This window comes from Herbaspirillum sp. meg3, assembly GCF_002257565.1.
Lineage (GTDB): Bacteria > Pseudomonadota > Gammaproteobacteria > Burkholderiales > Burkholderiaceae_D > Herbaspirillum.
In genome coordinates this window covers 661,939-680,074 of the sequence record NZ_CP022736.1, presented here as the reverse complement: position 1 = coordinate 680,074, position 18,136 = coordinate 661,939, and the positions used below count along the sequence as shown (strand labels likewise).

Genomic DNA, 18,136 nt, shown 5'->3' with positions numbered 1-18,136 from the left:
TGTTGCTATGCTGTGTTTGCTGTGTTTACTTTTTTGACGGCGGCAGATCGATACCCGGGAAAATCTTGATCACGGCGGAATCATCTTCGCCGCCATGACCGGCGGTCGACGCCATCATGAACATCTGATGTGCGGCAGCCGACAGCGGCAGTGGGAATTTGCTGCGGCGAGCAGTGTCCAGCACCAGGCCCAGATCCTTGACGAAAATATCGACAGCCGACAGCGGCGTGTAGTCGCCATTGAGAATATGCGGTACGCGATTTTCAAACATCCACGAATTACCGGCGCTGTGCGTGATGACTTCATACAAGGCATCGGCGTTGACGCCCTCACGCAGACCCAGTGCCATGGCTTCCGCCGATGCGGCAATATGCACGCCCGCCAGCAATTGGTTGATGATCTTGACCTTGGAGCCGACACCGTGGACATCACCCAGGCGATAGACTTTACCGGCCATGCCTGTCAATACGTCTTCGATCTTTGCGTAGACGTCGGCCGGGCCGGAGGTCATCATTGTCATCTCGCCCGATGCGGCGCGCGCAGCACCCCCTGACACCGGCGCGTCCAGCATGAGCAAACCTTTTTCAGCGAGACGCTGACCCAATGCGATCGAGAAATCCGGCGCGACCGTGGCACTGGAAATCACGACACTGCCGGGCTTCAATGTCGATGCGGCGCCGTTCTCGCCAAACAACACGGTCTCGGTTTGCGCAGCATTGACCACCAGCGTGACGACCACGTCGACGGCCTTGCCCATCTCGGCAGGGTTGGCGCAGGCAACGCCGCCCTCGGCAGCAAACTTATCCAGCACTTCCTTGCGCACGTCACAGGCGTGCACCTTGAACCCTGCACGCAGCAGCGAGCGCGCAACACCCAGACCCATTGCTCCCAGACCGATCACACCAACATTTTTAGACATCGTCGACTCCACTGATTACGGCGGCGTTGGCTGTGGATCACTCAGATCGGAACTCGAGGACCGTGGCACGCTGCGCCTGGTTGAAATTTTAAGTACGAGTTGTACTGCGATTTTTATTGCGAGTATTTATTTTTGCTACCCGGCCTGACCTAATCGCCGGGCCGCATTGAACATATGCGTCTGTGCCGCTGCACGCGCTGCCATCTCGTCGCCGGCACGAATCGCGGCGACGATTGCCTCGTGCTCTTCGCGCACCTGGCGTGAAAAATCGTCACGCCGCGCTTCGTTACCACGCGTCACCGTCGTCGCAGCTTCCAGGTACTGACTGAGAAATTCCAGCGTCTTGATGAAATACGGATTGCGCGTCGCCGTCGCCAGCGCGCGATGAAAAGCGACGTCGGCGGCAACACCATCGCCGCCCTCTTTCACATCCATGCCGATACGCGCCAACGCGCTGTCGATGGCGACCATGTCGGCATCGGTACGGCGCTTGGCCGCCTGCGCCGCCACTTCAGCCTCAATGGCGCGACGCAACTCGACGATCTGCAAGACCGCTTCGGGAGAGCTCACTTCGGTGTAATCGATGCGCAACGGCTTGATACCCGCTTGCTCGGTAACGAACACGCCGCTGCCCTGACGCGGTTCGACCACGCCTTCATGCTTGAGCCGGGAGATCGCCTCGCGCACAACAGTGCGGCTGACGCCGAATTCCTGCGCCAGCACGGCCTCGGTCGGCAATTTGCCGCCGCGGGGGAACGCGCCCAGATCGATTTTCTCCAGCAATTGCCGCGCTACCGTGTCGCTGAGCGCCTGCACCGGAATCTTTTGGAACATGAATGTCTCGTCGTTTTTGATTAAGTTATACGGTCATCATACAAATTTATGTAGCGCGATGCAATCCGTCACTACAAAATACTTTCAGGCAATATTTATCAAAAATGAAAGCAATATCATGTGTTTTGACGGAGATAGCGTACAAATACGAGATGAAAAGTAGGCGAAGACACCTCATGCAGATCCGGCATGGGGCAAAATCACTACATAACTAGGGTGAAAATGGCATCTGTGGCACACTGCACGCATCCCATTTTGCAGTCCGAACGAGTTAAAGAGACATGGCTTACGATCTTTCCGGCATGCTGGTCATCGGCATTTCATCGCGCGCGCTGTTCGACCTCGAACACGAAAACGCCATCTTCGACAACGAAGGCGTGGAAGCCTATACCGCCTACCAGCGCGAACACGAAAACGACCCGCTGCTCCCGGGCACGGCCTTCCCGCTGGTCAAGGCGCTGCTCAAACTGAATCACCTGATTCCCGGCCGCCGCCTGGTGGAAGTGGTGGTCATCTCACGCAATACGCCCGACACCGGTCTGCGCGCATTCAACGCCATCGAGGCCCACAAGCTCGACATCAGCCGCGCGGCCTTCACCGGCGGCGAACCGATCGTGCATTATCTGGAAGCGTTCAAGATCGACCTGTTTCTCTCGCGTGATCAGGACGACGTTCAGGACGCCATCGACGGCGGCGTCGCGGCGGCGCAGCTATATACCGCGCCCACCAATTACATCCCGCCGGAAAACCAGATCCGCATCGCCTTCGACGGCGACGCCGTGCTCTTCTCGCCCGAGTCCGAACGCATCTATGCCGAAAAAGGCCTGGAAGCCTTTGTCCGCCACGAACAGCGCCATCGCAACAAGGCCATGAAAGAAGGCCCGCTGGCCAAGCTGCTGTTCGCCTTGTCGGAAATCCAGAAGCAATTTACGCCTGCGACCTGCCCGGTGCGTATCGCCATCGTCACCGCACGCAACAGCCCGGCGCACAAACGCGTGATCCACACGCTGCGTACCTGGAACGTCACGGTCGACGAAGCCTTCTTCCTCGGCGGCCTCCCCAAGGCGGACGTATTGCACGCGTTTGGCGCGCACATGTTCTTCGATGATCAGGAAGGCCACGTCCAACTGGCCTCCGCCGTGGTGCCGTCAGGCCGCGTACCGTATGAAGGTGGCGCCCTGAGCGGACGCACAACGCGCAAGCCTGCGGTGAAGGCGCTGGCAGCTTTCGCCGACAAGGCCGAGAGCAGCGACAGCAATGCATCCCTGGAAGCCTCCAAAACCTGACCGCCGACCCTGCACCTCTATCTCTATATAGATAGAGCGGCTTTTCCGGCGCTCCTTGTTAGCTTTCTTCACCGCCCGCCGCCCTCAAAAGCAGCGGGCGGCTTGCATTTTGGCGACTTGAAAACGCTCCGTTATCGTGAACTGGTATACAAGATGCACCATTCCGGTGATGATCTGCATTCCAAAGTGAATCGCCGCAATGCCCCGCGTAGCATAGGCCTACGCCAAAAACAGCTTCAGGGCGTACGTAGGATGCTCCTCTCACTCTGGTAATAAGTAGGCTATTTCTGTACGTCAATCTTGTATATCAGATTGGAATACATGGCACGCATATTGCTGTAGTGGAGATATGAGCACAGACGCCATCAAATCCTCGATTCAGATCGCCAGCCGCATCATGGAAGCGATCCTCGCCAAGCAGCTTGCCCCCGGCACGCGTCTGGGCGAGCAGCAATTGTCGGCGTTGTTCGGCGTCAGCCGCACCCTGGTGCGCGAAGCACTGACGCGCCTGGTCACACGCGGAATCGTCACGGTCAGCGCCCGGCGCGGCTGGTTCGTGATTGAACCGACCCCAAATGATGCACGCGAAGCATTTGAAGCGCGCCGCGTCATTGAACTCGGTCTGCTGCGCCATGCCCGTCCAATCACCAAGACCGCGATTGAACAATTGCGCGACCACATCCGGCGCGAGCAAGCCGCCATTGAAGGCGACGATATCGGTGCACGCAGTTATTTGCTGGGTGACTTCCATGTCGCACTGTGCGAGTGCCTTGGCAACACCTTGCTGTCGGACACACTACGCGATCTGACCGCGCGCACCACCCTGACCGCCATGCTGCACCAGTCTTCCGAACAAGCCGAAGACTCTTGCGCTGAACACGTCCACATCGTCGCCGCCCTGGAGCGTGGCGATCTGGCAGCCGCAGAGCAACTCATGCACGACCACCTGCAACACGTTGAAGCCGGTCTGAACAAAGTCGGCGTCAGCGATCCGCTGGGGCAACTGCGTCAGGCACTGGCGCCCGTATCGGCGGTCGGAAATTCTTTTGCAGCACCCGTGAAGCCCAAAAAACCGGCTTCGCGATCCGGTAAAAAAACAGCGGCTGCGATAGCCACTTCTTTCACTTCATCTCAACCTGGAGAATCCTGATGAAACTCTCGAAACTTTTTCTCGGCCTGATGGCTGGTGCGTTGCTGATTTCCGCTTCCGCTGTACGTGCCGACACACTGGACGACATCCAAAAGGCAGGCGTGCTGCGCGTCGCCGTACCACAAGACTTTCCGCCATTCGGCTCGGTCACTGCCGACCTCAAGCCACAAGGTCTGGACATCGATGTCGCGACCCTGATCGCCAAGAAACTGGGCGTCAAGGTTGACCTGATTCCCGTCACCAGCGCCAACCGCGTGCCTTACCTGCAAACCAAGAAAGTTGATCTGGTCATCTCCAGCATGGGCAAGAATGCAGAACGCGAAAAAGTGATCGACTTCACTGCCGCTTACGCTCCGTTCTTTAACGGCGTGTTTGGTCCGGCCGATCAAAAAGTCAGCGGCCCGGCTGACCTGGCAGGCAAGACTATCGGTGTGACCCGCGGTTCGGTCGAAGATCTGGAACTGTCGAAGATCGTCCCGGCCAGCGCCACCGTCAAGCGCTACGAAGACAACAACGGCACCATCAGCTCCTTCCTGTCGAATCAAGTGCAACTGGTCGCGACCGGCAACGTGATCGCCGCCGCCATCATCGCCAAGAATCCACCAAAGAAGCCTGAAACCAAGTTCCTGATCAAAGATTCGCCATGTTTCATCGGCCTGAACAAGGACGAGAAGAAACTGCAAGACAAGGTCAACGCCATCCTCGCTGAAATCAAGAAAAACGGCGAGCTGAGCGCCCTGACAGTCAAATGGCTGGGCCTGCCGTTGCCGGCAAATCTGTAATTGCTTTGCAATGACACCGGATCCCGGCATAAGTTGAACGCCGGATCCAGTGTCCTTTGATTCCAAGTGATTCAACGCTGACCACCATTTTCAGAAAATGAAACCACATGGCCTATCACTTTGATTTCCTGGCGACTTTCGAATATACCGACGTGCTGGTCAAGGGCGTGCTGACGACGATCGAACTGATCGCCATCGGCGGCGTCATCGGCATTGCCGTCGGTATCTTCGGCGCCTGGGCACGCACGCAGGGACCGCGATGGCTCAAGCCCATCGTGAGTGCCTACGTCGAGCTCATACGAAACACACCCTTTCTGGTTCAGCTATTCTTCATCTTCTTCGGCTTGCCCAGTCTGGGAATACAGATCAGCGAAATGCAGGCCGCGATTCTGACCATGGTGATCAACCTCGGCGCCTACAGCACCGAAATCATCCGCGCGGGTGTCAATGCGATTTCACGCGGACAGATGGAAGCGGCGCTGAGTCTGTCGATGTCGCGCATCCAGGCGTTTCGCCACATCATCCTGCGCCCTGCGTTGCAAAAGATCTGGCCGGCGCTGTCGAGCCAGATTGTGATCGTGATGCTGGGTTCGGCAGTCTGTTCGCAAATCGCCGTGGAAGAATTGTCCTTCGCCGCCAACTTTATTCAGGGTCGCAATTTCCGCGCCTTTGAAGCGTATTTCATCGCGACGGCGGTGTATCTGGTGATGGCGATTCTGCTGCGCCAGCTGCTGCGCCTGATCGGCAACAAGTTCATCTTTGCGCGGAGGGCCGCATGATTTCCTTTACCTTATGGGATATCGTTCGCAACCTGCTGCTGGCAGGCCGCTGGACAGTACTGCTGTCGCTGGCGACCTTCCTGCTGGGCAGCGTGGTGGGCATGATCATCCTGTTCATGCGCATCTCAAAACGTCCCGCTCTGCGCCGCACGGCTCAGTTGTACATTGAGATCTTCCAGGGCACGCCGCTGCTGATGCAGTTGTTTCTGATTTTCTTCGGGCTGGCTTTGTTCGGCATGGAAGTTCCGGCCTGGCTCGCTGCCGGCCTGGCGCTGACCTTGTGGAGCGCATCCTTCCTCGCAGAAATCTGGCGCGGCTGTGTGGAAGCGGTGCCTCGCGGTCAGTGGGAAGCGTCCTCGGTACTGGCCATGGGCCACATGCAGCAGATGCGCCACATCATTCTGCCGCAGGCGCTACGCATCGCGATTCCACCTACTGTCGGCTTCGGCGTGCAGATCATCAAAGGTACTGCGGTGACCTCGATCATCGGCTTCGTTGAATTGTCGAAGGCCGGCACCGTGATCACCAATGCAACCTTTGCACCATTCACCGTGTTTGCCGTCGTCGGACTTTTTTACTTTGCCCTGTGCTGGCCACTGTCGAAGTACAGCCAATTTTTGGAAAGGAAATTCAATGCCGCTCATCGCCATTGAGGATGTCAAAAAACGCTACGGCGACAACGAAGTGCTCAAGGGCATTCGCCTGTCGGTAGAAGCCGGGGAAGTCATCGCCATTATCGGCAAGAGCGGTTCCGGTAAAAGCACCCTGCTGCGCTGTATCAACGGACTGGAAACCATCGACGAAGGCTCCATCAGCGTCGCCGGCGCCTATCTCGGACAAAGCGAACTGGAACTCAAGACGCTGCGTCTGAAGGTCGGCATGATCTTCCAGCAGTTCAACCTGTTTCCACATCTGAGCGTGGGCCGCAACGTGATGATCTCGCCGATGATCGTCAAGGGCATGCCGGAAGCGGAAGCCCGCGAGCTGGCCAAGAAGAATCTCGAGCGCGTCGGCCTGGGCATGAAATTCGATGCCTTCCCCGAGCAGTTGTCGGGCGGCCAGCAACAGCGTGTGGCGATTGCCCGTGCACTGAGCATGCAGCCGCAAGCCTTGCTGTGCGATGAAATCACCTCGGCGCTCGATCCTGAGCTGGTCAACGAAGTGCTGGCGGTGGTACGCAGCCTGGCCGACGACGGTATGACGCTGTTGATGGTCACGCACGAAATGCGCTTCGCCCGCGAAGTCTGCGACCGCGTGGTCTTCATGCATCAGGGCAAGGTGCACGAAATCGGCCCACCGGAAGAACTGTTCACCAATCCGAAAACACCGGAGCTGCAACAGTTCATCGGCATGACGCATTGAGTCTTTGCTACTGACGTCATGAACAAGTTGTCATGGCGGTCGTTGAAAACGAAAAGGCCTGAGTGTTCGCCACTCAGGCTTTTTTATTCACGACGCCGGAATCAAAAAGCGATCAGCGCGAAATCTCACATACCTTGCGGCCGTTTTCGACAAACTGCACCAGCCCGGTGGTGTAGCGCTCTTTGGGGATTTCCACCAGGAGGAAATCCTTGATCTGGTAGGTCGCACCGGAAGCGGGACGGACGAAGCGGTAATCCAGTTTCAGCACGCCGCCCCTCATCGTCACCTTCTCGGCGGTAAAAATCTGACCGCGCTCGGCACTGTCTGGCGCCTGGATGATGCGTGTAGCCAGCATCAGCTGGCGTGTTTCAAAGTACTCCGACGACGGCGCCAGCGCGTTTTTTTGACGCATCACCGCCGCAGGCTGGAACCAGTAATTCCATTCACCCGAAGAGCGGATCAGTGCGCATAGCACCGGCTGTTCCTTGTCATCCCAATTCTTGACAAAGCTCTGGTAAGAACCGCTCGGAATTGTCGAGAAAGGCACCAGTGTCGGGTCTTCCTTTTTCTTCCAGAACATCAGAGAGCATCCGGAGAGCGTCACACCTGCCCCCGCCAGCATGCTGCATGTCATTGTCGTTGCAATTATCTTTTTCATCCTGATCCTGCACTTGGTCCCATTGACGGCACAGCATTAAAACATGCAAATCCGGCGATGCGAAGAATTTCACGAAATCTTTACGCTTTTATCTTCCCATCTCCCCCATATTGCGCTTACGCGCCTCTCAACTTAGTCAGTGCGCGGCTGGTTTAGTTTTTGCAAGCGATGCGTTTTTTAGCCCATTCCGGCATTTCTGAGAAAATACGCCATCGCTTTAGTTCATTTGTTTCAATTTATCCGTTTCAGTTCAATACAAAGGCCAGCCATGACTTCCTCCGCCACCCCAAGCCTCCCTGCAGACATGCGCGCTTTTATCGAAGCGCTGCCCAAGACCGAGCTGCATCTGCATATCGAGGGCACGCTGGAGCCGGAATTGTTGTTTGCCCTGGCGCAACGCAACAAAGTCGACCTGCCGTACGCTTCGGTCGACGCATTGCGCGCGGCCTACGCCTTCACCGATCTGCAGTCCTTCCTCGACCTGTACTACGCCGGCGCCAACGTGCTGCGTACGGAACAGGACTTCTATGACATGACCATGGCCTACATCGACCATGCCCGCGCCGATAATGTGCGCCACGCAGAAATTTTCTTTGATCCGCAGACGCACACCGAACGCGGCATCGGCATCGACGTGGTATTTGCCGGTATCGCCCGCGCCCTGCGTGAAGCGCGCGACCAGTACGGCTTCTCCAGCGCCATGATCATGTCCTTCCTGCGTCACCTGTCGGAAGAAGACGCCTTCGCGACGCTGGATGCCGCCCTGCCCTTGCGCGACCTGTACAAGGATCTGTGGAACGGCATCGGCCTGGACTCGTCCGAACGCGGCAATCCACCGGAAAAATTCACCCGCGTGTTCGCACGTTGCAAGGAACTCGGTTTCCACCTGGTTGCCCATGCCGGTGAAGAAGGCCCACCGGAATATGTCCTCAGCGCACTCGACGTGCTCAAGGTCGAACGTATCGATCATGGTGTACGCAGCGAAGAAGATCCGGCGCTGATGCAACGCCTGATCAAGGAAAAGATGCCCCTGACCGTATGCCCGCTATCCAACCTCAAGCTGTGTGTCGTCGACGACATGGCCGAACACAATATCGCCCGCATGCTGCGCGCCGGTCTGGCGGTGACGGTGAACTCGGATGATCCGGCCTACTTTGGCGGCTACATGAACGCCAACTATCTGGCGATCGCCGCATCGCTGTCGCTCACCCGTGAAGAGCTGCTGCAACTGGCGCGCAACGGCATCAATGCCAGCTTCTTGCCGGCGACCGACAAGGCTCGCCTGATGCAGGAAGTGGAAGAGTTCGGCTCGGCACACTGACACTGACACTGACACTGACACTGACCGACAACCCATGAAAAAACCTGCCGTTTGAAGACGGCAGGTTTTTTTGTGTGCGCAGCAATGTAAAGCTTATCCCTGCAACAACTCACCCAGAGCCAGCGTCACAACCTTGGTCGCTTTCTGCAAATCATCCAGACGCAGATTTTCATCCGAGTTATGGCCGCGGGCTTCCATGAGTGTGCGCGGTCCTGCACCGTAAAGAATCGTTGGAATACCGTGTTTGGTGTAATGACGTGCGTCGGTGTACAAAGGCACGCCGTGTGCGGCAACCGGCTCGCCCAATACCGCTTCTGCATTGCGCTGGAAGGCGCCAATGAGTTTTTCCACACCCGGCAATTCGGCCAGCGGTTCCGCCAGCAAGATGCGCTGCACGCCGACCTCAATGCCGGGATAGTTGGCTGCAGCGGCATCGATCACACGACGCAGATCGCCCTCGGCGTCAAAGCCTGCTTCTTCCGGAATCATGCGGCGATCCAGGCGGAACGACGCCAGATCGGGAACCACGTTGGTGTTGATACCGCCCTTGATCAGGCCGACGTTCAGGGTCGCATGATTGATGCCGGTGACCTTGGATTTTTTCTTCGCCAGTTCAGTACGATAGGCGTACAAAGCTTGCAAGATGCCGGTGGCGGCTTCAATCGCGTCGATGCCGGTATGCGGCATGGCTGCGTGCGCCTGCTTGCCCTTGACCGTGACTTCCAGATGCAGGCAGCCATTGTGGGCCGAAGTAATGCCATAGGCAAAACCTGCCGACACCGCATAGTCGGGCTTGCTCAGACCTTGCTCAAGTATCCACTTCGGACCGATGTCGCCACCGGCTTCTTCGTCGTATGTGAATTGCAATTCGATCGCGCCGTTCAATGCGACGCCCTGCTTTTCTGCAGCGATCAATGCCAGCAGCGCCCAGGTGTAGGTCGCGAAATCCGACTTCGACACGGCCACGCCGCGGCCGTACATGACCGGGCCGTGTTCAGCGTCTTGCACGATTTCGCCGCCGTAGGGATCCTTGCTCCAGCCGAGGCCCGGCGGCACCACGTCGCCGTGCGCGTTCAGTGCAATGGTCGGGCCGCCAGTACCGAAGCGCTTACGCACGATCAGGTTGGTCGCCGAGATCATGCCGTTGGCCTTGACCAGCGCATCAGGAATGACATGCGCCTCGACTTCAAAACCAAGTTCTTCCAGCAACTGCTTTGCACGCACACCATGCGCGGCGCAATCGCCGGCAGGATTATCCGACGGCACACGCACCAGTTCCTGCAAGAAACGCGATTGTGCGTCGTGTTCTTTATCCAGAAAGGCAGTGATAAGAGTATTCAGGGACGATGAAGGTGAAGACATAAGTGAGCCTGTGAAGATAACGATGAAAATGCGGTACTCACACCGGATCGAAGCAATACCGTTGCGCCCCGGATGAGCAATGAATCATTGTAAAAGACTTGCGCTGTTTGCACCGCCGGCACCGCTTGCGCCGTGAATGGTGACGGGCTTTTGGCAGCAATCCTCAGCGTACTGAACAACAGACAGGGCACAGCAAGTACGGTTCTTGCATAAGATAAAAAGAATCGTCAAAACGCATGAGCAATTTCTGATGAAAAACCAACAAAAGATTGTCGACAATAAAATTTTCCAGCTTTCGCAGCAACAACACACGCTGCGGATTGTTGTGACACGCCTTATGACCACGCCGGGCGTTGTGATGCTTTCCCTGCACCGTATCGCGTTGTGGTGCAAACAAGATGAAAAATCGTCAATTCTGGTGCAAGCACTCACCAAATTGTCGCGAATCAGCTTATTCATTGTCGACAATTGTTCACGCCGGTACGACTCCTGCTCTGCATTCCGTCATCACGCCGCTCTTCGTAGTTAGTTCTCCGCAGTCAGCTCTCTTATTTCATTGATGTCATTCTTAAAAGCCATGACCAAATCAACCAAGACATCCCGCTCCTTCCTGGCCTCGCAAACCGCCGCTCGCGATCAGTCGCCGGCGGTGGAAGAACGTATTTACCAGGACATCTACGACGCCATCATGGAACATCGCCTGCCGCCGCGCACCAAGCTGACTGAGCAGGTCTTGTGCCAGATATACGATACCGCCCGCCACACGGTGCGCAAGGTGCTGTCGCGCCTGGCTACGGAAGGCATGGTTGATCTGGAAGCCAACCGCGGCGCCTTCATCGCCAGCCCGTCGAACACGGAAGTGAAGGACATGTTCGAGCTGCGCAACATCATTGAATACGCGGTACTCGACAAGGTAGGACGCGAAGCCAGCACACGTCAGATCGCCGGCATGCGCAAGATGGTCGAGGAAGAACGCCAGTCCTACCTGACCGGTGACCGTCCGCGCTGGATCAGGCTGTCGGCGCAATTCCATCTGGCGCTGGCGGAACTGACCGGCAACGCCTTGCTGGTCGATACGCTGCGCAAACTGGTGTCGCGTACCACCCTGATGATCGCCAAGACCGAGGCGCCGGGACACAATGCCTGCTCCTTCGATGAACACGACACCGTGCTGGCGGCGCTGGAGAGCGGCGACATCGCGCTGGCGCAAGAACACATGGCGCATCACTTGCATTTGTGCGAAGACCGCGTCCGGCCCAACGACGACGATCATTTCGATTTGCGTGCGGTGCTGGGCAAATAAAGGCGGCGGCGTACCATCAGCTGCGCCGATTGCATGGGGGCAGGCGCAAGACCAGGGCCTGCTCGCACCGATATTTCTCCGATTTCTCGTCTTTTTTGTATTGCTAACACTTGCCCGATGGCTCGGAATAGCAAGCCCTAGCGACTACAGACGATCATCTCCGGAGATACCTCATGACAATGCCCCAGCCATCGCCCGGCACGCTTGCCGCGCAGCCGTTGCGACACGACAATTCGGCCGACAATCCACCCGATTTTCCTCAGCACTACAGCGACCGTCTCGCCAATGCTGATCTGGCGCCGCTCAAAAAACAAACCTGGGGCGCCTACAACATCTTTGCTTTCTGGATGTCGGATGTGCACAGCGTCGGCGGCTACGTTTTTGCCGGAAGCCTTTTCGCGCTTGGCCTGAGCAGCTGGCAGGTACTTCTGTCGCTGCTGATCGGCATCGCCATCGTCAATTTTTTCTGCAACTTGATCGCACGCCCCAGCCAGGCCAGCGGCGTGCCTTATCCTGTGATCTCGCGTGCCTCCTTCGGCGTGCTTGGCGCTAATATTCCGGCGGCGATCCGCGGCCTGATCGCGGTGGCCTGGTACGGCATCCAAACCTATCTGGCATCGAGCGCATTCATCGTCGTCGCACTCAAATTCTTCCCTGCGTTGGCAATCTATGCCGATGTGCATGTGAACGGCTTTCTCGGCCTGTCGACGCTGGGCTGGGTTGGATTTCTGCTGCTGTGGCTGCTGCAGGCGCTGGTGTTCTGGAACGGCATGGAAGCGATCAAGAAGTTCATCGACTTTGCCGGCCCCGCCGTGTATGCGGTGATGTTCCTGCTGGCAGGCTGGATGGTCTACAAGGCAGGTTGGCAAAACATCGGTCTCAATCTCGGTCATGTGAAATACAGCGGCTGGAATGCGCTCCCGGTGATGCTGACGGCAATTGCACTGGTGGTGTCTTACTTCTCCGGGCCGATGCTCAACTTCGGCGACTTCTCACGCTACTGCCACACCTTCAGCGACGTCAAACGCGGCAACTTCTGGGGCCTGCCGGTCAACTTTCTGGCGTTCTCCGTCATCACCGTCATCACCACCTCGGCAACGCTGCCGCTATTCGGACAGCTGATTACCGATCCGGTGGAAACAGTTGCTAGGATAGACAACACCACGGCGGTCGTGCTGGGGGCGCTGACCTTCCTCATCGCCACGATCGGAATCAATATTGTCGCCAATTTCGTTTCGGCCGCGTTCGACTTTTCCAACGTTGCGCCCAAACGCATCAGTTGGCGTACCGGCGGCATGCTTGCGGCTGTGGCATCCATCTTCATCACTCCCTGGAATCTGTTCAACAATCCGGCCGTGATCCACTACACGCTGGACATACTGGGCAGCCTGATTGGTCCGCTCTACGGCATCCTGATTGCAGATTACTATCTGGTTCAACGCCGGGAGATTGTGCTGGATGACCTTTACACGATGCGCCCGCAGGGCCGCTACTGGTATCAGGGGGGAGTTAACATCACCGCCGTCAAGGCCCTGGTGTTCGCTGCCTTGGCAGCAATGTCATGCGTGATGATGCCTCAGCTGCATCTGCTGGCCGACTTCTCCTGGTTCATCGGGATGTTCATCGGTGCCGCCGGCTACCTGCTCCTCAATGCAGCAAAGAAATGAGGATGCCATGCTGATCAAAATCATCAATCCCAACACCACACTGAGCATGACCGCCAAGATGACCGATTGTGCGCGTGCCGTCGCCTCACCCGATACCCGCATTCTTGGCGTAAGCCCGGCGATGGGTCCGGCCTCGATCGAAAGCTACTACGACGAAGCGCTGGCGGTTCCCGGTTTGCTGGAAGAAATCATCAACGGCGAACGTGAAGGCTGTGATGCCTACGTCATCGCCTGCTTCGGCGACCCCGGGTTGTACGCGGCGCGCGAAGTCGCCAACGGCCCTGTCATCGGCATCGCCGAAGCCGCCATGCATTACGCCAGTCTGATTGCACCATCGTTCAGCGTCGTTACCACCTTGCAGCGCACCTGCGGCATGGCCTGGCATCTGGCCGAGCGTTACGGCATGGAACGCTTTTGCCGCAACGTCCGGGCGTGCGAACTGGCTGTACTGGAATTGGAAGACCCACGTTCCGATGCGCGCCGCATCATCACTGACGAATGCCGCCGGGCACTGGACGAAGACGGCGCCGAAGCCATCGTGCTCGGATGCGCCGGCATGGCCGATTTGTGCAGTGCAATCAGTGACGATATCAAGGCGCCTGTGATCGAAGGTGTCACGGCGGCCGTGAAGCTGGCAGAATCCTTGCTAATGCTAAAACTACAAACGGCCAAACGCGGCGACTATGCGCGGCCGTTACCGAAACTCTACAGCGGTATCCTGCAGAATTTCGGCGCTCGTTGACACCATTATTCGAACATTCATCTTCATCAACATAAAGCCAACATGCAACATTCAGACAATTACCCACGCGACCTGATCGGTTACGGTCGCAACGTCCCTCACGCCAACTGGCCGGGCAAGGCCAAAATCGCCGTGCAGTTTGTCCTGAACTATGAAGAAGGCGGCGAAAACTCGGTGCTGCACGGCGACCCGGCGTCGGAGCAATTCTTGTCCGAGATCATCGGTGCGGCTGCCTATCCGGCCCGCCATCTGTCGATGGAGTCGATCTATGAGTACGGCTCACGCGTCGGTGTCTGGCGCATCCTGCGCGAATTTGAAAAACGCCGGCTGCCGCTGACGGTGTTCGGCGTGGCGATGGCTCTGGAGCGCCATCCGGAGGTCACTCAGGCCTTTGTCGAACTGGGCCACGAAATCGCCTGCCACGGCCTGCGCTGGATCCATTATCAGAACATGGACATCGAGACAGAACGCGAACACATGCGCGCCGCCGTCGAGATCTTCCGCAAGCTGACCGGCATCCCTCCGCAAGGCTGGTACACCGGCCGTGACTCTCCCAATACGCGTCAACTGGTGGTCGAGCACGGCGGTTTTAGCTACGACTCCGACTACTATGGCGACGACCTGCCGTTCTGGACCAAGGTTGCGCTGGCCGACGGCAGCGAACAGCCGCATCTGGTGGTGCCGTACACACTCGATACCAACGACATGCGCTTTGCCACGCCGCAAGGCTTCAACACCGGCGAGCAGTTCTTCCAATACCTCAAGGACAGCTTCGACGTGCTGTATGCAGAAGGCGAAGAAGCACCCAAGATGCTGTCCGTCGGCATGCACTGCCGCCTGCTGGGCCGTCCGGGCCGCTTCGCCGCGCTGCAACGCTTCCTCGACTATGTGCAGTCGCATGAGCGCGTCTGGATCTGCCGCCGCATCGACATCGCCAATCACTGGCGTACGGAACATCCGTACCAAGCGAAGTAAGCCGTCTGTAAAACTGATGCGCGAAATAAAAAGGCTGAACATGATGTTCAGCCTTTTTTATTGCTGCCGACTTTTCTTCCAATTAGCCGCCCTTCGCGCCTGCTTCAAACCACTTTCCCAGCAACGCGCGCTCGTCATCGGTGATATTGGTCATGTTCCCGAGCGGCATAGCCTTTTGCACGACGGCCTGCTGATAAATCTGCTGGGCGTGCTGCAGGATACCGTCCTTGCTGTCGAGCAGGATGCCCTTACCTGGCACCGGCATCAGCGTCGGTTTGGCGGCATGGCACTGAATGCAGCGCGTCTCGATGACCTGTTGCACTTGTACGAACGAGACCACGGGAGCGCCCTGAGCCGCGACCGGCGCAGACTGCAACGCCGACTTCGGCGCAATCCACGCGGCCACGCCGGCCAGGATCACGACCGCAGCAGCCGGATACTGCCACTTAAAAACACCCTTGTGCTTGAGGACGAAGAACTGCCGGATCAGCACGCCCGCCAGCATGATCAGCAACAGCACCAGCCAGTTGTTGCCGGCGCTATACGTCATGCTGTAATGGTTCGACAGCATGGCAAAGATCACCGGCAGCGTGAAATAGGTGTTGTGCACGCTGCGCTGTTTGCCACGTTTGCCGTGAATGGGATCTGGACTCTGGCCGGCGCGCATGGACGCCACCATCTTGCGCTGCCCGGGAATAATCCAGAACAACACGTTGGCGCTCATCACCGTCGCCAGCGATGCGCCCGTCATCAGAAAAGCAGCACGTCCGGAAAACACATGACAGGCCACCCAGACTGCCGCGACAACGTAGATCGTCACCAGCACACCGACCACGCGATCGCCTCCCGGCTTGTCGCCGAACAGACGGCAGATGGCGTCATACACCACCCAGCCCGCCACCAGATAGCCGAGCGCAGCAAACACGGCCGTCGTCGCCGTCATGTCGAGCACGTGCTTGTCGACCAGGAAGGTACCGGCATTGAACAAATACAGCACCGAGAACAACGCGAAGCCCGACAGCCAGGTACTGTAAGACTCCCAGAAGAACCAGTGCAGGTTCTGCGGCAGCGTCTTCGGCGCCAACAGGTATTTTTGCGGGTTGTAGAAGCCACCGCCATGCACCGCCCACAATTCGCCGCCGACACCCTTTTCCAGCAACTCCGGGTCTTCCGGTTTGGTCAGGCTGTTATCGAGCCAGACGAAATAGAACGACGAACCTATCCAGGCAATCGCCGTGATGACATGCAGCCAACGCAGCAAGAGGTTGAGCCACTCGAAAATGTACGCTTCCATGTTGTCCCGCTTTTCAATTCGTGAATTCGTTGACGGACCGATCCACCTGTCCGCTTCAAAACTATTTATACCGTTTAGTTGGCAACAGTGATTTCAAACAATCATTGTCGACAATTTTTCTGCTAGTTTCGCACCGCATGGCACGGTTCGCCCGCGACGACATCCAGATTCCGCCTTGCTTACAGAGATGCTGACCTGAACCTGTTTTAGTGCAGCGCGTCAAAATTAGTGCAGCCTCAGCACCAATTCATCACAAACACGAAGCCGCTTTGTTGACAAAACCAAACCGGCTCATCGCCCCTTTCCATTGAGCAGAACTTGTGCCAATGACATGACGACATCCATTATCAATCGATTTCCCAATCGATTCTCCAATAAAAAATGCCGGATCCGAAGACCCGGCATTTAAGCTCCGGCAGAAGCTGCCGAAACAAAACGACCCGGCGCGACGCCCGCACCGTGTCGTTTGCAGAACCATTTAGAAATGGTATTCGGCTCGAAGCATCGGCGTCTTGGCCAGCGAGCCAGGAACAGTATGCGGGTTGCCGAACTTGTTACGCCAGTATTGATATTCCAAACCGACACGGAAGGTATTCTTGCCCATGCCCAGTGGCATGCCGACGTCGTACATGATCTGACCGTCGAAGTTCAACTCAGGCGCAGTACCGCCACCGAATTCGTTCTTGCCCTTGGCGGCGATGTAGTTCACGTAGCCTTCAAATGCGAAGCCGCTGGTGCCGAATGGGATACCCCAGGCAGCGTTGAGCATCGGATGTGTGTCATAGGAATAACGGCTGCTCATGCGCACGCCGTTGTTGAGCGGCTGATTGCTTTCCCACAGTGCCAGCAGACTGATGTTGAGGAAACCAGGCACGTCCATCATGATAGTAGGACCGGCAACGATCATACGCTTGCGCGAGCTGTAGCCTGGATCGTTTTTGGTGTTCCAGTCAAAGCCTGCAGTCAGACCAAAGCCGCGTGCAGGGCCGAAAGAGAGATCCTTGCCGGCAACTTTACCGATGTCCAGTGTATGACGGTAAACGATATAGGCTTCTTGCGATTCATTGTCTTTGCTATCCGACATCAGCAAGTCGACGTTCAGATAGTTGGTGCCATATTTGTAGCCGCTGGCGTGCGTGAAGTTGACGATCTTCTTCGAGATGTCCTGTGAGTTGAACGGCTCGGCAAACTTGGTGCCGTAGCGAATACCAATCGAATTGTCCGCCCAGTCGGCAGCGTTGGCCGACATGCTGCCCATGGCCGAAACAGCCAGCGCTGCAGTAGTCAAGCACATCCCCATTGCACTTTTCTTCATACATTTCTCCCTTTTTACAATTCACGAAAAATAAAATCCGGATCCCATGCACACGGCGTGTGACGACTTGCTTCAGTGAACATGCGTTTTATCGTTTGCTCAGTGATCCGCCTTCACGCGCCATGCGCTCCTTCATCTGCTCACCCATTCAAACAAGGTCGGGCATATTGCTGCCGGCATCTGCCGAAGCTCAATCCGCCGGGTTCGTTAATGCAAACGTCGTGCCAGCAAAAAAGCACATGTCAAAAAAACTGTCGACAAACACCGGGACGATTAAAAACAGAATCACGGCCGGACATCTGCGGTCACAAATAACAGTCGCAACAAAAACGAAGAACGGCGAGGTGCGAAAAAAGGAATCAGAGCACGAGAAAGCCGGTGCTTGCG

At 57.1% G+C, this 18,136-nt stretch carries 18 protein-coding genes; 12 read left to right on the top strand and 6 right to left on the bottom strand.

Features of this window, described 5'->3' with window-relative positions; translation table 11 throughout:
* Window positions 1-25: 25 nt before the first annotated feature.
* On the bottom strand, window positions 26-919 hold the full coding sequence (ltnD, locus tag hmeg3_RS03110) for an L-threonate dehydrogenase (protein ID WP_094562439.1): 894 nt from the start codon (window positions 917-919) through the stop codon (window positions 26-28).
* Window positions 920-1,054: 135 nt separating this feature from the next.
* The gene (locus tag hmeg3_RS03105) at window positions 1,055-1,753 is read right to left on the bottom strand and encodes a FadR/GntR family transcriptional regulator (protein ID WP_094562438.1); all 699 of its coding nucleotides are present in this window, start codon (window positions 1,751-1,753) and stop codon (window positions 1,055-1,057) included.
* Window positions 1,754-2,034: 281 nt separating this feature from the next.
* Between hmeg3_RS03105 and hmeg3_RS03100 the strand changes: the two genes are divergently transcribed.
* The 6 genes from hmeg3_RS03100 to hmeg3_RS03075 all read left to right on the top strand — a co-directional run bounded on the left by hmeg3_RS03100 (window position 2,035) and on the right by hmeg3_RS03075 (window position 7,112).
* Window positions 2,035-3,039 carry a 5'-nucleotidase gene (locus hmeg3_RS03100; protein ID WP_094562437.1) on the top strand — a complete coding sequence of 335 codons (1,005 nt, stop codon included), beginning with the start codon at window positions 2,035-2,037 and terminating at the stop codon, window positions 3,037-3,039.
* Between the two features lie 349 nt (window positions 3,040-3,388).
* Entirely contained in the window at window positions 3,389-4,189 is an 801-nt protein-coding gene (locus hmeg3_RS03095; RefSeq protein WP_094562436.1) for a GntR family transcriptional regulator, read from the top strand.
* A complete protein-coding gene (locus hmeg3_RS03090) occupies window positions 4,189-4,971 on the top strand; it encodes a transporter substrate-binding domain-containing protein (RefSeq protein ID WP_094562435.1) in 783 nt (260 codons plus the stop codon). The genes hmeg3_RS03095 and hmeg3_RS03090 overlap by 1 nt, the downstream gene beginning before the upstream one ends.
* 107 nt (window positions 4,972-5,078) lie before the next feature.
* On the top strand, window positions 5,079-5,750 hold the full coding sequence (locus hmeg3_RS03085; RefSeq protein WP_094562434.1) for an amino acid ABC transporter permease: 672 nt from the start codon (window positions 5,079-5,081) through the stop codon (window positions 5,748-5,750).
* Complete coding sequence (locus hmeg3_RS03080) at window positions 5,747-6,403, top strand: amino acid ABC transporter permease (protein ID WP_094562433.1); 657 nt, start codon at window positions 5,747-5,749, stop codon at window positions 6,401-6,403. Before hmeg3_RS03085 ends, hmeg3_RS03080 begins: the two co-directional genes overlap by 4 nt.
* Window positions 6,384-7,112, top strand: a complete 729-nt coding sequence (locus hmeg3_RS03075) for an amino acid ABC transporter ATP-binding protein (RefSeq protein ID WP_050476396.1) — start codon at window positions 6,384-6,386, stop codon at window positions 7,110-7,112. Before hmeg3_RS03080 ends, hmeg3_RS03075 begins: the two co-directional genes overlap by 20 nt.
* A 112-nt stretch (window positions 7,113-7,224) precedes the next feature.
* On the opposite strand, the gene hmeg3_RS03070 is transcribed toward hmeg3_RS03075, so the two are convergent.
* A complete protein-coding gene (locus tag hmeg3_RS03070; RefSeq protein ID WP_369828855.1) occupies window positions 7,225-7,692 on the bottom strand; it encodes a hypothetical protein in 468 nt (155 codons plus the stop codon).
* Window positions 7,693-8,038: 346 nt separating this feature from the next.
* Here hmeg3_RS03070 and hmeg3_RS03065 point away from each other — a divergent pair, with 346 nt between their 5' ends.
* Window positions 8,039-9,091 (top strand): adenosine deaminase, encoded by a 1,053-nt coding sequence (locus tag hmeg3_RS03065; RefSeq protein ID WP_094562431.1) that lies wholly within the window; start codon window positions 8,039-8,041, stop codon window positions 9,089-9,091.
* Window positions 9,092-9,184: 93 nt separating this feature from the next.
* Here the strand turns inward: hmeg3_RS03065 and hmeg3_RS03060 are convergent, their stop codons facing one another.
* Window positions 9,185-10,453, bottom strand: coding sequence for a M20/M25/M40 family metallo-hydrolase (locus tag hmeg3_RS03060; protein ID WP_094562430.1), 1,269 nt, complete (start codon window positions 10,451-10,453; stop codon window positions 9,185-9,187).
* Window positions 10,454-10,703: 250 nt separating this feature from the next.
* Between hmeg3_RS03060 and hmeg3_RS03055 the strand changes: the two genes are divergently transcribed.
* The 5 genes from hmeg3_RS03055 (at window position 10,704) to puuE (ending at window position 15,140) form a co-directional block, all read left to right on the top strand.
* A complete protein-coding gene (locus hmeg3_RS03055) occupies window positions 10,704-10,982 on the top strand; it encodes a hypothetical protein (protein ID WP_094562429.1) in 279 nt (92 codons plus the stop codon).
* 48 nt (window positions 10,983-11,030) lie between these two features.
* Window positions 11,031-11,756: a GntR family transcriptional regulator gene (locus hmeg3_RS03050; protein WP_094566105.1), complete on the top strand. Its 726-nt coding sequence runs from the start codon at window positions 11,031-11,033 to the stop codon at window positions 11,754-11,756.
* A 173-nt stretch (window positions 11,757-11,929) separates the two neighbouring features.
* Entirely contained in the window at window positions 11,930-13,423 is a 1,494-nt protein-coding gene (locus hmeg3_RS03045) for an NCS1 family nucleobase:cation symporter-1 (protein WP_232511838.1), read from the top strand.
* A gap of 7 nt (window positions 13,424-13,430) precedes the next feature.
* Entirely contained in the window at window positions 13,431-14,165 is a 735-nt protein-coding gene (locus tag hmeg3_RS03040) for an aspartate/glutamate racemase family protein (RefSeq protein ID WP_094562428.1), read from the top strand.
* 42 nt (window positions 14,166-14,207) lie between these two features.
* A complete protein-coding gene (gene puuE / locus hmeg3_RS03035) occupies window positions 14,208-15,140 on the top strand; it encodes an allantoinase PuuE (protein ID WP_094562427.1) in 933 nt (310 codons plus the stop codon).
* A gap of 82 nt (window positions 15,141-15,222) precedes the next feature.
* Here the strand turns inward: puuE and hmeg3_RS03030 are convergent, their stop codons facing one another.
* Both hmeg3_RS03030 and hmeg3_RS03025 read right to left on the bottom strand, forming a co-directional pair.
* Complete coding sequence (locus hmeg3_RS03030; RefSeq protein ID WP_094562426.1) at window positions 15,223-16,434, bottom strand: urate hydroxylase PuuD; 1,212 nt, start codon at window positions 16,432-16,434, stop codon at window positions 15,223-15,225.
* 478 nt (window positions 16,435-16,912) lie between these two features.
* Complete coding sequence (locus tag hmeg3_RS03025; protein ID WP_094562425.1) at window positions 16,913-17,749, bottom strand: outer envelope protein; 837 nt, start codon at window positions 17,747-17,749, stop codon at window positions 16,913-16,915.
* Between the last annotated feature and the right edge of the window lie 387 nt (window positions 17,750-18,136).